Source organism: Kitasatospora sp. SC0581 (assembly GCF_048159585.1).
Taxonomy (GTDB): domain Bacteria; phylum Actinomycetota; class Actinomycetes; order Streptomycetales; family Streptomycetaceae; genus Kitasatospora.
In genome coordinates this window covers 437,968-452,230 of sequence record NZ_JBLRWA010000001.1, presented here as the reverse complement: position 1 = coordinate 452,230, position 14,263 = coordinate 437,968, and the positions used below count along the sequence as shown (strand labels likewise).

The 14,263-nt window shown below is 75.3% G+C and carries 11 protein-coding genes and 1 pseudogene; 7 read left to right on the top strand and 5 right to left on the bottom strand.

Features of this window, described 5'->3' with window-relative positions; all coding sequences use genetic code 11:
- Positions 1–47 precede the first annotated feature (47 nt).
- The 3 genes from ACLWS4_RS01895 to ACLWS4_RS01885 form a co-directional block, all read right to left on the bottom strand.
- On the bottom strand, positions 48–470 hold the full coding sequence (locus ACLWS4_RS01895; protein ID WP_049651037.1) for a MarR family winged helix-turn-helix transcriptional regulator: 423 nt from the start codon (positions 468–470) through the stop codon (positions 48–50).
- Between the two features lie 30 nt (positions 471–500).
- Positions 501–1,721: a M48 family metallopeptidase gene (locus tag ACLWS4_RS01890; protein ID WP_117490767.1), complete on the bottom strand. Its 1,221-nt coding sequence runs from the start codon at positions 1,719–1,721 to the stop codon at positions 501–503.
- Between the two features lie 158 nt (positions 1,722–1,879).
- The gene (locus ACLWS4_RS01885) at positions 1,880–2,668 is read right to left on the bottom strand and encodes a universal stress protein (protein WP_063780131.1); all 789 of its coding nucleotides are present in this window, start codon (positions 2,666–2,668) and stop codon (positions 1,880–1,882) included.
- 344 nt (positions 2,669–3,012) lie between these two features.
- Between ACLWS4_RS01885 and ACLWS4_RS01880 the strand changes: the two genes are divergently transcribed.
- On the top strand, positions 3,013–4,269 hold the full coding sequence (locus tag ACLWS4_RS01880) for a CapA family protein (RefSeq protein ID WP_416873147.1): 1,257 nt from the start codon (positions 3,013–3,015) through the stop codon (positions 4,267–4,269).
- Positions 4,270–4,428: 159 nt separating this feature from the next.
- Here ACLWS4_RS01880 and pepN read toward each other — a convergent pair whose 3' ends face one another.
- On the bottom strand, positions 4,429–6,918 hold the full coding sequence (pepN, locus tag ACLWS4_RS01875; RefSeq protein ID WP_416873146.1) for an aminopeptidase N: 2,490 nt from the start codon (positions 6,916–6,918) through the stop codon (positions 4,429–4,431).
- A 262-nt stretch (positions 6,919–7,180) separates the two neighbouring features.
- Between pepN and ACLWS4_RS01870 the strand changes: the two genes are divergently transcribed.
- The 6 genes and pseudogenes from ACLWS4_RS01870 to ACLWS4_RS01845 all read left to right on the top strand — a co-directional run bounded on the left by ACLWS4_RS01870 (position 7,181) and on the right by ACLWS4_RS01845 (position 12,854).
- Positions 7,181–7,996, top strand: coding sequence for a 2,3-dihydro-2,3-dihydroxybenzoate dehydrogenase (locus ACLWS4_RS01870; RefSeq protein ID WP_375874454.1), 816 nt, complete (start codon positions 7,181–7,183; stop codon positions 7,994–7,996).
- A 97-nt stretch (positions 7,997–8,093) separates the two neighbouring features.
- Positions 8,094–9,305 carry an isochorismate synthase DhbC gene (gene dhbC / locus ACLWS4_RS01865; protein ID WP_387820589.1) on the top strand — a complete coding sequence of 404 codons (1,212 nt, stop codon included), beginning with the start codon at positions 8,094–8,096 and terminating at the stop codon, positions 9,303–9,305.
- The gene (locus ACLWS4_RS01860; protein WP_416873145.1) at positions 9,302–10,981 is read left to right on the top strand and encodes a (2,3-dihydroxybenzoyl)adenylate synthase; all 1,680 of its coding nucleotides are present in this window, start codon (positions 9,302–9,304) and stop codon (positions 10,979–10,981) included. Before dhbC ends, ACLWS4_RS01860 begins: the two co-directional genes overlap by 4 nt.
- A gap of 51 nt (positions 10,982–11,032) precedes the next feature.
- Positions 11,033–11,650 (top strand): annotated as a pseudogene (locus ACLWS4_RS01855) (isochorismatase family protein); the annotation flags it as partial.
- Between the two features lie 116 nt (positions 11,651–11,766).
- Positions 11,767–12,000: a phosphopantetheine-binding protein gene (locus ACLWS4_RS01850; protein WP_416873144.1), complete on the top strand. Its 234-nt coding sequence runs from the start codon at positions 11,767–11,769 to the stop codon at positions 11,998–12,000.
- 119 nt (positions 12,001–12,119) lie between these two features.
- Positions 12,120–12,854, top strand: a complete 735-nt coding sequence (locus ACLWS4_RS01845; protein ID WP_416873143.1) for an AMP-binding protein — start codon at positions 12,120–12,122, stop codon at positions 12,852–12,854.
- Positions 12,855–12,973: 119 nt separating this feature from the next.
- Here the strand turns inward: ACLWS4_RS01845 and ACLWS4_RS01840 are convergent, their stop codons facing one another.
- Positions 12,974–14,260, bottom strand: a complete 1,287-nt coding sequence (locus ACLWS4_RS01840; RefSeq protein WP_416873142.1) for an amidohydrolase — start codon at positions 14,258–14,260, stop codon at positions 12,974–12,976.
- Positions 14,261–14,263 lie beyond the last annotated feature (3 nt).

Below are 14,263 nucleotides of genomic sequence, written 5' to 3'. Positions count from 1 at the left end.
GGCTCACGCCTCCCGGCAGGGCTCCGCCCGCTCCCTGCGGTGCCCGGTCAGCCCTCCTGGCCGTAGCGGGCCAGGTAGTCGGCGAAGCGGGCGACGTCCTCGTCGGACCAGTCGGTGAAGCGCGCGGTGAAGGAGAGCCGACGCTGCTCGTTGGCGTCCCGCAGCAGGGTGAGCCCCGCCTCGGTGGCGCGCAGGATCTGGCCGCGCTGGTCGTCCGGGTCGGTCTCGCGGGCCAGCAGGCCGAGCTTCTCCAGGGCGGTGACCTGGCGGCTGACGGTGGACTTGTCGAGCATGAAGTACGCGGCCACGTCGGCGGCCCGGCAGCCGCCGCGCTCGGTGATCAGGTCGAGGATGCTGTAGGTGACCAGCGAGAGGTCGGGGTGCAGCTGGGAGGCCTTGTGCCGGGCGCGGCGGGCGAAGGCGGTCAGCTCGCGCTGGATGGTCTCGATGGACGACTGGCGGCCGGGCACGGCGTTCCTATCTCCTCGATATTTGTTGCACTATACAACAGATGTGCCCGGGATCGCGCCCCGCTCCGGCGCCCGCCGTTCCGGTGCGGCCTGCCAGGCGCGGGCGGCGGCGATCCGGCTGGTCGCACTCGGGTGAGTGGCGAACAGTAGCTCAAGCACCCTCGGCGGGTCGACATCGGAGACGTTCGCCACGGCCAGTCTGCGCTGCATCGCCACGAACTGCTCGACGTCCCCGGTCAGTTCGAGCGCGTGCCGGTCCGCCCTGGCCTCGATCCGACGGCTCACCGCACACTGCGCCGGCCCCGACAGCGCGCCCAGCAGCGCCGCCAGTGCCGCCAGCAGCGGCAGCGCCCGGGGGTCCGCCGCGTCCGTCGCCCCGGCGGCGTCCAGCAGCGGCCGCCAGGTGGCGAGCAGGCCGAGGACGGCCACCGCGACGGCCGCACCGACCGCGCCCAGCGCGGTACCCACCGGCACGTCCCGGTGCTTGACGTGGCCCAGCTCGTGCGCGACCACCAGCTCCACCTCGCGCGGCTCGGCGGTGGTCAGCAGGGTGTCGTACGCGACGATCCGGCGGGTCGCCCCGAACCCGGAGACGTACGCGTTGAGCGCGGTGGTGCGGCGGGAGGCGTCCGCGACCAGGACGTCCCGCACCCGGACGCCGTCCCGCTCGGCCAGCGCCAGCAGCGCGGTGCGCAGCTCCCCCGGGGGCATCGGGGAGAAGCGGTTGAACACCGGCTCGATCAGCAGCGGATGGAGGAAGGAGAGCGCCACCGTCAGCAGCGCCGCCGCGCCCGCCCCCGGCAGCCACCAGCGCTGCGGCGACCAGGCGGTCAGCGCGAACAGCCCGAGCGCGAGCGGGAGGACGAGGACGAGGGTGAGCGCGAGGCCGCGTACGGCGTCCAACGCCCACCCGGCCCAGCCCTGGGTCACCAGCCCGTACCGGACCCGGACGGTCCGCGCCCCGGCGCCGAACGGCAGCTGCAGCGCCTGGCCGAGCAGCACCAGGGCTGCCGCTCCGGCCAGCACCCCGGCCGTCCGTGAGCCGCCGAACCAGCCGCCGACGGCGGTCACCACGGCGGCGCCGACCGGGGTGAGGCCGAGCAGCAGGGTGAGCGCCAGGCCCGCCAGCCGCCCGCCCAGCGCCCACGGCAGCTGGGCGCGGCGCAGTGCCCGGCCCCGGGCGCGCTCGTCGGGGGTGAAGTCCGGGGCGGCCTCCGGGGTGGGGGCCTCGGAGGCTGGCGTGGTGTCCATGGCGGGGAGCGGCTCTTCCGGTCGGGGCGGGGAGGGGATGATCGGGTCGGGGAGGGACGGGGGTAACGGGGTGCGGCGGTTCAGCGGTGATTCAGCATGGCGTACCCGGCCGCTCGCCGCTCACGCCACGGCCCGGTTCCCACCCCCGGCCGGGTTGTTCACTCCTCCGTGGTCCCGGTGGCGCCGTGGACGCCGGCGCGCAGCAGCTGGTGGCCGAGGTCCACCAGGGCGCGGCCGACCGCGAACTCGTCGCCGACCGCCGGGGCCGGGGCGTCGCGCGGGTTGCGGCGGGAGCGGGTGTCGCTGTGCAGCACGTTGCCGTCGGCGTCCAGCACGGCGTGCACCCGGGTGGTGTCCTCGTCCTCGACCACGTGCAGGCTGAGCTGCCAGTCCTTGGTGCGCACGGCCCCGGGTGCCAGCTGTTCGACCCCGAGGGCGGTGGCCGCGGGGGAGGCCGTCCCGTCGGCGCGGACGATCACCACCGGGCAGACCCCGTGCACCGCGCACCGGGTGGACACCGAGCCGAGCAGGGTCCGGGCGAAGGTGCCCCGGCCGCGACTGCCCAGCACCAGCAGGTCGGCCCCCTCGGCGGCCTCCAGCAGCACCTCGGCGGCGTGGCCCAGCACCAGGCTCTCCCGGACGTCCACCGGGCGGTCCGGGCCGAGGACCTCGTTGATCTCGGCGCTCAGCGTCCGGCGGGCGATCCGTTCGAAGCCGTCGTCCACCATCGGCGCGAACCACCCGTACAGCGAGGGGTACTCCCAGGCCGCCACCGCGTGCACCGTCGCCCCGGTGAGCACGGCCTGGCCGACCGCCCAGCGCAGGGCCGCCTTCGACGGCGGGGAGCCGTCGATCCCGACCACGATCCGGCGCTCCCGGGCGGGGGAGGCGCGGCCGCCGCCCGCGGGGGAGACGTCACCCGCGGAGGAGAGCTGATTGCTGCCCATCACGTCACACCTCCGGGCCTTCGGTGCGGGACTCGCCCCCCTACGCGCGCGCTCCCCTGCACGGGCTCCCCTCGCACGCGCTTCCCCCGTACTCGCCCCCTCCACACCACGCTGCGCGCCCGCCCGCCTCCGCGCCAGGGACGCGGTGGCCCGGTCGGGTGGGCGGTTGGGACGGGTCGGCCAGGTGGGCCGGGCGCGCCGTCCGGGGAGCGGCCGTCGGCGCCCGGTCGGGGCCGCCGCGCCGTGCCCTTTTGTGGCCGGAATGTTGCGAGCTCGGGTCCGAGCGGTGGTGATTCGGTGGCGTACGCTGATCGTTCTCGCATCATCCTCGGGGGGATCCACTCATGCGCCGTGCCGCGGCCGCCGTCGCGCTGTTCGCCGGACTGACCGCCGTCACCGCCTGCGGGCCGGACGACCCCGCCCCGGCCCCGGCCTCCGCCGCCCCCGTCCCGCCGGGCGAGTCCTCGGCGCCGGGCGGCTCGCCCTCCGGCACGGCCCCGGGCAAGAGCGCCCCGCCCCGGCCCGACGGCACCATCACCGTCGCCTTCGCCGGGGACGTCCACTTCGAGGGCCGCACCGAGGCCCGGCTGGCGGTCAAGCCGCCCGAGCCTGCGCTCGGCCCGATCTCCCGCACCCTCGCCGACGCCGACCTGTCGGTCCTCAACCTGGAGACCGCGATCACCGGGCGCGGCGCCCCGGAGCCGAAGACGTACACCTTCCGCACCTCGCCCAAGGCGCTGTCGGTGCTCAAGGACTCGGGCGTCGACGTCGTCTCGATGGCCAACAACCACGCCGTGGACTTCGGCGCCGACGGCCTCACCGACACCCTCGCCGCCAAGGACTCCTCGCCGATCCCGGTGGTCGGCGTCGGGCGCAACGCCAAGGAGGCGTACGCCCCGTACGTCACCACCGTGCGCGGGGTGAAGGTCGCGGTGGTCGCCGCCAGCCAGGTCGAGGACCTCACCAACCAGAAGTGGCGGGCCGGCGCGAGCAAGCCGGGCATCGCCTCGGCGCTGGACGTCCCGGCGCTGGTCAAGGCGGTGGAGACGGCGAAGCAGCAGGCCCCGGTGGTGCTCGTCTACCTGCACTGGGGCGACGAGGGCAAGGCCTGCCCGACCGGTCCGCAGACCACCATCGCGAAGAAGCTCGCCACCGCCGGAGCCACCGCCGTGGTCGGCACCCACGCGCACACCATGGTCGGCTCGGGCATGCTCGGCGACACCTACATCGGGTACGGCTTCGGCAACTTCCTCTGGTACGGCACCTCGAACTACGCCAACTCCAACGAGACCGGTGTCACCACCCTCACCCTCACCGCCGACGGGAAGGTGACCGGCGAGGCCTTCACCCCGGCCACCATCGACGACAAGGGCATCCCGGAGCCGGTCACCGGCGCCACCGCCGAGGCCGCCCTCAAGCGCCGCGACGGCCTGCGCGGCTGCACCGGCCTCTCCCCGGCGCCCGCCGCCCCGGGCGCCCCCGGCACCCCCGGCACCCCCGCGACGGCCCCCACCGCCCCGACGGCCCCCGCCTCCACGGCTCCCGGGAAGTCCTCGACGGCTCCCGCGAAGGCTCCGACGACCCCCGCCGCACCGCGCTAGGGTCCGGTCGACCGGCGCCCGGGATACGTCCTGCGGGCCTTGCCAGAGGACGGGCCCTGTCGGACCAGGGCGCGGCGTCGCGGTGCGGCGGCACGGGACAGCACGAGACGGCGGCGCGACCACCCGGGCCACGCCGCCGCCTACCGCCCGCCGGGGGTGCTACCGCTCGGCCCGCGCCCGTGCCCGGACGGCGCGGCGCAGGGTGTCCAGCTGGTCCACCAGTCCGCGCCGGGTCGCCGCGGTGAGCTCCGGGTCGGCCAGGCAGGCCTCGGCCGCCCGTACCGTCCGTTCGGTGGCGGCGAAGGCGGGGAAGCCCGTGGTGGCGAGCACCCGGGCCAGTGCGGGGCCGCGGCGGGCGGCGGCCGACCCCAGCTCCTCGAAGTAGCGGGCGGTCAGCCCGTCCAGCAGCTCGGCCTGCTCGGGCTGCCACAGGCCCCTGGCGGTGGCGGCGGCCAGGTAGTTGGAGAGCTCGCCGTGGAACAGCGCCTGCCAGGCGGCCTCCTTGGCCTCCGGGTCGGGCAGTGCGGCGCGGCAGCGGGCGGCGCCCTTCTCGCTGGTGTCGCTGGGGTCGGCGGCGAGTTCGGCGGCGATCTCCGGCTCGCCCGCCGCGCCGAGCACGCACAGCCGCAGCAGCAGCTGCCAGCGCAGGTCCGGGTCGAGCACCGGCCCGCCGGGCACGGTGCCGGCCGCCAGCCAGTCGCGCAGCTCGGCGGCCTGCGCCTCGCCGGCGGCGGTGCCGATCACGCCGCGCGCGGCCACCAGGCGCAGCCCGGTGCGGTCCGTTTCGTCCTCGGTGCGGCGCAGCAGGGTGCGGCAGACCTCGTTCAGGACGGCCAGTGCCGCCGGCCGTGCGGTCGGCGGCACGGCGCAGTCCACCACGAAGTCGCGGGCGAAGGAGAGCACCGCGTCGACCAGGTGCACCGAGGTCTCGCCGGGCAGGTGGGCGGCGACCAGCTCCAGGTACTCGCCGGGCGCCAGCTCCCCGTCGCGCACCTCGTCCCGGGCGGCGCTCCAGAGCACGGCCCGGGCCAGCTCCTCGGGCACGGCGCCGAGTGAGGAGCGCACGGTCCGCCAGGAGCCGGGGTCGAGACGGATCTTGACGAAGCTGAGGTCGGTGTCGTTGAGCAGGGTCAGCTCGGCGTCGGCCTTCACCGCCGCGGTGCCGTCGGCCGCCAGGTCGAGCGGCACGCGGTCGGCCAGCTCCAGGGCGCCCTCGGTGGTGCGCCGGTAGTGGCCCACGGTCAGCTGGTGCGGGCGCGGCCCGCCGTCGGCCGAGGTGTGCTCGATCCGGCCGTCGGTCAGCCGCAGGGTGTCCACGCCGGTGGTGCGCAGCCAGCGGTCGGCCCAGCCGTGGACGTCGCGGCCGCTGGTCGCGGCCAGGGCACGGAGCAGGTCGTCGAGGGTGGCGTTGCCGAAGGCGTGCTCGTCGAAGTAGTCGTTGACGCCGGCCAGGAAGGCCTCCTCGCCGAGCCAGGCGACCAGCTGGCGCAGCGCGGCGGCGCCCTTGGCGTAGGAGATGCCGTCGAAGTTCTGCAGCGCCTGGGCGGTGTCGTCCACCGTGCCGGGTGCCACCGGGTGGGTGGAGGGGCGCTGGTCGGCGTCGTAGCCCCAGGTCTTGCGGTTGGCGGCGAAGCCGGTCCAGGCGCTGGTGAAGCGGGTGGAGGAGGCGGTGACGCTGTAGGCCATGTACTCGGCGAAGGACTCGTTCAGCCACAGGTCGTCCCACCAGTTCATGGTGACCAGGTCGCCGAACCACATGTGCGCCATCTCGTGCACCACCACCAGGGCGCGTTCCTCGCGCCTGGTGTCGTCCACGGCGGAGCGGAACACGAACTCGTCGCGCAGTGTGACGCAGCCCGGGTTCTCCATCGCGCCGGCGTTGAACTCCGGCACGAAGCACTGGTCGTAGCTGTCGAAGGGGTAGCGGTGCCGGAAGACCCGGTGGTAGTGGTCGAAGCCCTGCCGGGTGACCTCCAGCAGCTCGGGGGCGTCGGCGTCCAGGTGGGCGGCGAGCGAGCGGCGGCAGTGCAGGCCGAGCGGGATCCCGTCGTGCTCGGCGCGCACCGAGTGCAGCGGGCCGGCCACCACGGAGACCAGGTAGCTGCTGATTGCCGGGGTGGGCGCGAACTCCCAGCGCCCGGGCGTGACCTGGCGGCCCACGCCGTTGCCGACCACGGTCCACTGCCGCGGCGCGGTGACGGACACCGTGTACCGCGCCTTGAGGTCGGGCTGGTCGAAGGACGCGAACACCCGCGGGCCGTCGTCGAGGAAGGACTGGGTGTAGACGTAGTCCTCGCCGTCGGCCGGGTCGGTGAAGCGGTGCATGCCCTCGCCGGTGTGCGAGTAGGCCATGTCGGCCTCGACGGTGAGCTCGTTGTCGGCCGCCAGGCCGGTCAGCGGGAAGCGCCCGGCGCGCAGCGCGGCGACGTCCAGTTCGCGGCCGTTCAGCACCACCCGGCGGAGCGCGGCCGGTTTGACGTCCACGTAGGTCCCGGCGCCCGGGGTGGTGCAGCCGAAGCGGATCACCGTGGTGGAGCCGAAGACCTCCCGACCGCGGGTCAGGTCGAGGTCGAGGCGGACGGTGCGGACGTCGAGCAGGTGGTGGCGCTCGACGGCCTCGGCCCGGGTGAGTACTGAGGTATCAGACATACGGCTCATGCTGCTTCATCCATGGGTGGGCGGCACCCGCTTTTCGGCACCCGTTTTTCGGTGCCGGCTTTTCGGTGCCGGCCTTTTGGCACCCGCTCTTCGATGCCCGCTTCTCGGTGCCGGTTCTTCGGTGCCGGAAGGAGACCGGGGCCGCCGGATCGTCCGGGGCGGACGGCCTCCGTGCGTCCGGAGCGAGTTGACGGCGAAGCAGCGGGATTCGTACAGGCGCTCGGCACAGGCGAACAGCTGTGTTAGGTTAGGCTTGCCTAATCTTGCTGGTCGGAGGGGATGTCCTGTGCAGCAACAGTCCGAATTCGCCGGTGCCGTCGCGATGGTCACCGGGGCCGGGCAGGGCATCGGCGCGGCCGTGGTGCGGGCGCTGGTGGCCGAGGGAGCCGTCGTCGCGGCGGTGGACCGCGATCCCGGCGGGATCGACGCGCTGGCGGCCGAACTGCCGTCCGTGCGTCCCTACGCGCTGGACGTCTCGGACGCCCGGGCGGTCGACAGCACCGTGGAGTCGATCGAGAGCCGGCTCGGACCGATCGGCGTGCTGGTCAACGTCGCGGGAATCCTGCGCACCGCCCCGGTCGTCGAACTCACCGACGGGGACTGGGCGGACACCTTCGCCGTCAACACCACCGGCGTCTTCCACACCAGCCGCGCCGTCGGCCGCCGGATGGCGGATCGCGGACGCGGAGCGGTCGTGACCGTCGGTTCCAACGCCGCCGGGGTGCCGCGCGCCGGGATGGCCGCCTACGCGGCGTCCAAGGCGGCGGCCACCATGTTCACCCGCTGCCTGGGGCTGGAACTCGCCCGGTCCGGGGTGCGGTGCAACGTGGTGTCGCCCGGCTCGACCGACACCGCGATGCAGCGCGCGCTGTGGGGCGAGGACGCCGAGGCGGCCGAACGCCGGGTGATCGAGGGCGACCTGGGCGCCTGGCGGGTCGGCATCCCGCTCGGGCGGATCGCCGCGCCCGCCGACATCGCGGAGGCCGTGGTGTTCCTGGCCTCCGACCGGGCGCGGCACATCACCATGCACGACCTGTACGTCGACGGCGGCGCGACCCTGCGCGCCTGAGCGGAACGCCGCCGGTCCTCCTCCCACCCCCCCCGAAGAACCGTCCCAGACTGGAGAAACCGCCGTGACCACGGTGCACCACGCCCCCGCCGGGCCGATACCCGCCGGGCCCGACGCCCCGGCGACCGCCCTCGCCGAGGGCCAGGACCACGCCGTCATCGGCGCGGCCAGCGGACTGCTCGGCCAGTACCGGGCCGGCTCCGACGAGGCGTTCTTCGCCTCGCCGACCCGCACCCTGCTCGGCTCCGGGGTGCACGCCCGGGTGCCGCAGGACGGGCGGCCGCTGCCGGTGCGGGTCGCCGAGACGCTGGCCGAGGCGGGCCGCTCCGGTGTCGAACGGCCGCTGGTGGTCGGCGCGGTGGCGTTCGACCGGGACAGCCGGGTCGAACTCGCCGTCCCCGCCCGGGTCCGCACCGCCGGGGCGCTGCGCGACGACCCGCTGATCGCCCTGCCCGCGCCGCCGGCCGAGCAGGCCGACTGGCGGATCGACCCGGTGCCCGCGCCCGAGGCGTACGGCGCGGGCGTCGCGGCGGCCGTCGAGCGGCTGCGCGGCGGGGAGTTGAGCAAGGTGGTGCTGGCCAGGACGCTGGAGCTGAGCGCCGAACAGCCGCTCGACCTGCCCGCCATCCTGCAGCGGCTGGCCCGCCGCGACCCGGGCGGCTACACCTTCGCCGTCCCGTCCGGCGGCGGCCGCACCCTGGTCGGCGCCAGCCCCGAACTCCTGCTCTCCCGGCGGGGAACGGCCGTGCTGGCCAACCCGCTGGCCGGCTCCGTACCGCGCAGCGAGGACCTCGGCGAGGACGTCCGGCGCGCCGCCGCGCTGCTGGAGTCGCCCAAGGACCTGCACGAGCACGCCGTCGTGGTGGACGCCATCCGCGAGGCGCTGGCGCCGTACTGCCGCACCCTGGAGGTGCCCGAACGGCCCACCCTGGTACGGACGGCCGCGATGTGGCACCTGGCCACCACGATCCGCGGCGAGCTGGCCGACCCGGCGGTCTCCGCCCTCGAACTGGCCTGCGCGCTGCACCCCACCCCGGCGGTCTGCGGCACGCCGACGGACGTCGCCCGCCGGGTGATCGGCGAGGTCGAGCCCTTCGACCGCGGCCTCTACACCGGCATGGTCGGCTGGGAGGACGCGACCGGCGACGGCGAGTGGGTGGTCACCATCCGCTGCGCCGAGGCGGAGGGGCGGACGCTGCGGGTGTACGCCGGTGCCGGCGTGGTCGAGCAGTCCCGGCCGGAGGCCGAACTCGCCGAGACCAGTGCCAAGTTCCGCACCTTCCTGGACGCCGCGGGGGTGGCCCGGTGACGCCGCTGGAGACGGCCCGGGCGGGCTTCACCCCGTACCCCGCCGAGTTCGCCGAGCGCTACCGGGCCGCCGGGTACTGGCGCGGCGAGACCTTCGGGCGGATGCTGCGCGAGCGCGCCGCCGAGCACGGCGGGCGCACCGCCGTCGTCGACCCGGGCGGCCACGGCGTGGCGGCGACCGAGCGGCGCTGGACGTACGCCGAACTCGACCGCCGGGCCGACCGGATGGCCGCCGGACTGCTCGCCCGGGGCATCCGGGCCGGGGACCGGGTGGTGGTCCAACTGCCCAACGCCGCCGAGTTCTTCGAGGTCGTGTTCGCGCTGTTCCGGATCGGCGCGCTGCCGGTCTTCGCGCTGCCCGCCCACCGGTACGCCGAGATCGGGTACTTCTGCTCCTTCACCGGGGCGGCGGCGTACGTGGTGCCCGCCGTCGAGGGCGGCTTCGACTACCGCGAACTCGCCAGCCGGGTACGGACGGAGAACCCCGCGCTGCGGCTGGTGCTGGTGGCCGGCGAGGACCCGGGGGAGCACGTCCGGCTCGCGGACGTGCCCTGCGACGGGCCCGGCCCGGAGGCCTTCGGCGGGGAGCCCGGTCCCGAGGACGTCGCCTTCCTCCAGCTCTCCGGCGGCAGCACCGGCGTGCCGAAGCTGATCCCGCGCACCCACGACGACTACATCTACTCGCTGCGCGGCTCGGTCGAGCTGTGCGGCCAGGACCCGGACAGCGTGTACCTGTGCGTGCTGCCCGCCGCCCACAACTTCCCGCTCAGTTCGCCGGGTTCGCTCGGCACGCTGTACGCCGGCGGCCGGGTGGTGCTCTGCCCGCAGCCCGCCCCCGAGACGGCCTTCCCGCTGATCGAGCGCGAGGGCGTGACCATCACCGGGCTGGTGCCGCCGCTCGCGCTGCTCTGGCTGGACGCCGCCGAGCGCGGCGCCCGCGGCTACGAGAGCCTGGAGGTGCTGCTGGTCGGCGGCGCCAAGTTCAGCGAGGAGGCGGCCCGGAGGGTGCGCCCGGTGCTGGGCTGCACGCTCCAGCAGGTGTTCGGGATGGCCGAGGGCCTGGTCAACTACACCCGGCTGGACGACCCGGAGGAGCTGGTCACCACCACCCAGGGCCGGCCGATCTCGCCCGACGACGAGGTCCGGGTCGTGGACGACCAGGACCGGGACCTGCCCGACGGCGCCACCGGACACCTGCTCACGCGCGGCCCGTACACCATCCGCGGCTACTGGAACGCGCCCGGGCACAACGCCGACTCCTTCACGGCGGACGGCTTCTACCGCACCGGGGACCTGGTCCGGCGCACCCCCACCGGCCACCTGGTGGTCGAGGGACGGGCCAAGGACCAGATCAACCGGGGCGGGGAGAAGGTCGCCGCCGAGGAGATCGAGAACCACCTGCTCGCGCACCCCGCGGTGCACGACGCGGCGGTGGTGTCGATGCCCGACCCGTACCTGGGCGAGCGCACCTGCGCGTATGTGGTGCTGCGCGCCGAGAGTCGTGAACAGCCCCCGAAGAGCGTTGAGTTGAAGCGGTTCGTGCGACAGCGCGGGCTCGCCGAGTACAAGGTGCCGGACCGGGTCGAGTTCGTCGCCGCCTTCCCGGCCACCGGGATCGGGAAGGTCAGCAAGAAGGAGCTGCGGGCCGCGATCGCGGCCTCGCTGACCACCGGCTGACGCCTCCGTCCTTTGTCGCCACCTCGCCACATCTAGCTAAGGAACACCACCGTGGGCCTGCCCCGCATTCCCCGCTATCCCATGCCCGCCGCCGAGGAACTGCCCGCCAACCGGGTCTCCTGGACGGTCGACCCGGCGCGCGCCGTCCTGCTGGTGCACGACCTGCAGAACCACTTCCTGGACGCCTTCGACGCCGAGGCCGCGCCGGTGACCGAACTCCTCGGCAACGTCGAGGCGTTGGCGGAGGCCGCGCGTGCCGCCGGCGTGCCCGTCGTGTACTCGGCGCAGCTCGGCGGACAGAGCCCGGCCGAGCGCGGGCTGCAGCAGGACTTCTGGGGCCCGGGCATCCCGGCCGACCCGCGGGCCACCGCGATCGCCGACGCCGTCGCCCCGGCGCCGGGCGACACCGTGCTCACCAAGTGGAAGTACAGCGCCTTCGTGCGCACCGAGTTGGAGCAGCTGCTGCGCGAGCAGGGGCGGGACCAGCTGGTGATCACCGGCGTGTACGCGCACATCGGGGTGCAGGCGACCGCCTGCGACGCCTGGATGCGGGACGTGCAGGCCTTCGTGGTGGCCGACGCGGTCGCCGACTTCGGCCCGGCGGAGCACCGCGGTGCGCTGGCCTGGGTGGCCGGGCGCTGCGGGATGGTCGCCACGGCGGAGACCGTGCTCGGGGCGATGGCTCCGGCCGCAGCGGCGGCCGGCCTGGATGCCGTGGCCGGCCTGGACGCCACGGCCGGCTTGGACGCCGCAGGCGTCGACGTGCTCGAAGGGGTGGGCGGCAAGTGACGGGTACGGGCTTCACGGTGGAGCGGATCCGGGTCGAGGTCGCCGACCTGCTCGGCGAGGACCCGGCGGAGATCCCGCTGGACGAGAACCTGGTCGACTGGGGGCTGGACTCCATCCGGCTGATGACCCTCGCCGGGCGCTGGCAGGAGGAAGGCGCCGAGGTGGCGTTCGTCCAGCTCGCGGAGCGCCCGGCGATCGAGGCCTGGGCCGAGCTGCTGGGCGCGGCGTGATGGCGGCGGGGGTGGGCGAGGCGCTGCGGGGCCCGGTCCGGGATCCGCTCCGGGATCCGGTTCGGGAGCCGGTTCGGGACGGGGGCCGGGACGCGGCCCGCGGGGCGGTGCTGCCCGAGGTGCCCGAACTGCCTCCGCTGCCGCGCCGGACGGTGCGGTACCCGGCCACCACCGCGGTGGGGCCGGTCGAGGCGCAGGCGGCGCGGACACCGGACGCGCCGGCGCTGGTGCTCGCGGGCGGGGAGACCGTCGGCTACCGGGAGTTGAACGCCTCGGCCAACCGGCTGGCGCGCGCCCTGGCCGCCCGTGGGGCCCGCCCGGGTGCGGTGGTCGGCCTGGCGGCGCTCCGCCGTCCGGCGGAGCTGGTGACGGCGCTGCTGGCGGTGGCGAAGTCGGGTGCGGCGTACCTTCCGCTGGACCCGTCGGACACGCCCGGGCGGCGCGAGCGGCTGCTCGCGGAGAACGCTCCGGTCTGCGTGCTGGGGGAGGGGGTGCCGGGGGCGCTGGCCGGGCTGGAGACGGAGGGCGAGCTGCCCACCGACCCGCCCCGGGCGCTCACCCCGCACCATCTGCTCTGCGTCGGGTACGGCCCGGGCGGGCGCCCGAGCGCCGTCCGGCTCACCCACGCCGAGGCGGACCGCCGGGTGCGCGAGCTCCAGGCGGCCCACCCGCTCGGGCCGGGCGACCGGGTGCTGCAGCTGGGCCTGCCGCTCTGGGAGTACCTGTGGCCGCTGCGGACCGGCGCCGCCGTGGTGCTCGCCGACCCGTGGCAGGAGGGCGAGGTCGGGGCGCTGGTGCGGGAGTTGGGCGTGACGGCGGTGCGGGTGGCGCCCGGGGTGCTGCTCGGCGGGTGAGCGGGACCCGGGTGCCGGGGGGGCGACGGCTGACGGAAGACGGTCGACGGGTAACAGATGACAGATGACAACTTTCAGCGAACAGATTTCGTTATCTGTTCGCTGAAAGTTGTCGGCCGTCATTCGTTCGTCGCTGCCGCCGACTCCGCCGACTCCGCCGACTCCGCCGCAAGATCCGCCGCCAGGTCCGCCGCCGTCCACGCCATCGCCACCGCGCCGTCCAGCACCGCCCGCTCCGCCTCCGCGCCCAGCGCCGCCTCGGCGAACGCCTCCTCGTGCGGGGCGCAGGCGCCGCCGGTGATGTCCAGCACCGGATGGATCGACGGCACCGCGTGCGACACGTTCCCCATGTCCGTACAGGCGAAGGGTCCGCTCTCGACCGGTTCCGGCCGGCCGAGCGCCGCCGCGTTGGCCCGCCACAGCGTCAGCAGCCGGGGGTCGGAGCGCATGTCCAGGTAGTCCGGTTCGGGTCGGGTCAGTTCCACCTCGCAGCCGGTGGCGAGCGCCCCGGCGCGGAAGCAGTCCTCGACCCGGGAGCGCAGTTCGGCGAGGTCCTCGGCCGCCGAGGCCCGGATCTCGTATTCGGCGCTCGCGCTGTCCGGGATCAGGTTCGGCGCCGTGCCGGCCGCCGTGGTGATGCCGTGCACCCGCCACTGCGGCGGGAGGTGCTGGCGCAGCAGCCCGATCGCGACCTGGGCGACGGTGAGCGCGTCGGCGGCGTTGCGCCCCCGGTGCGGGTCGAGGCTCGGGTGGGCGGCGCGCCCGGTGTAGCGGACGGAGAGCGTGCCGAGGGCGAAGGAGCGGAAGTCGGCGACCTCGACGGGGCAGGGGTGGACCATCATCGCCGCGTCCACTCCGTCGAACGCCCCGGCCTCCAGCAGCACGGCCTTGCCCGCCCCGCGCTCCTCGGCCGGCGCGCCGATCACCCGTACGGTGAGCCCGAGTTCGTCCGCGTACGGGGCGAGCCCGAGCGCCGCGCCGATCCCGGCGGCGGCGATCAGGTTGTGCCCGCAGGCGTGGCCGAGTCCGGGCAGGGCGTCGTACTCGCAGACCAGCGCGACGGTGACCGGCCCGCTGCCGAGGCGTGCGTCGAAGGCGGTGGCCAGGCCGTGGGCGGGCGCGGTGACCGAGTAGCCGTGCGCGCGCAGCAGTTCGGAGCACCAGGCAGCCGCCAGGTGCTCCTCGAAGGCGGTCTCGGGGTGGGCGTGGATGCGGTGGCTGAGCGCGAGGAGTTCCGCCCGCAGGGCGAGGACGCGCTCGCGCACGGCCCGCTTGGCGGCGCTGGGTCCGGTGGGCCCGGTTGGTCCGGTTGGTTCGGCGCTCTGCGGCAGCGGTTCGGTCTGGGGCACGGGTGGCGTCTCCGGGGTGTCAGGGGCCCGACCCTGCGGGGCCGTTGACCAGATCATATG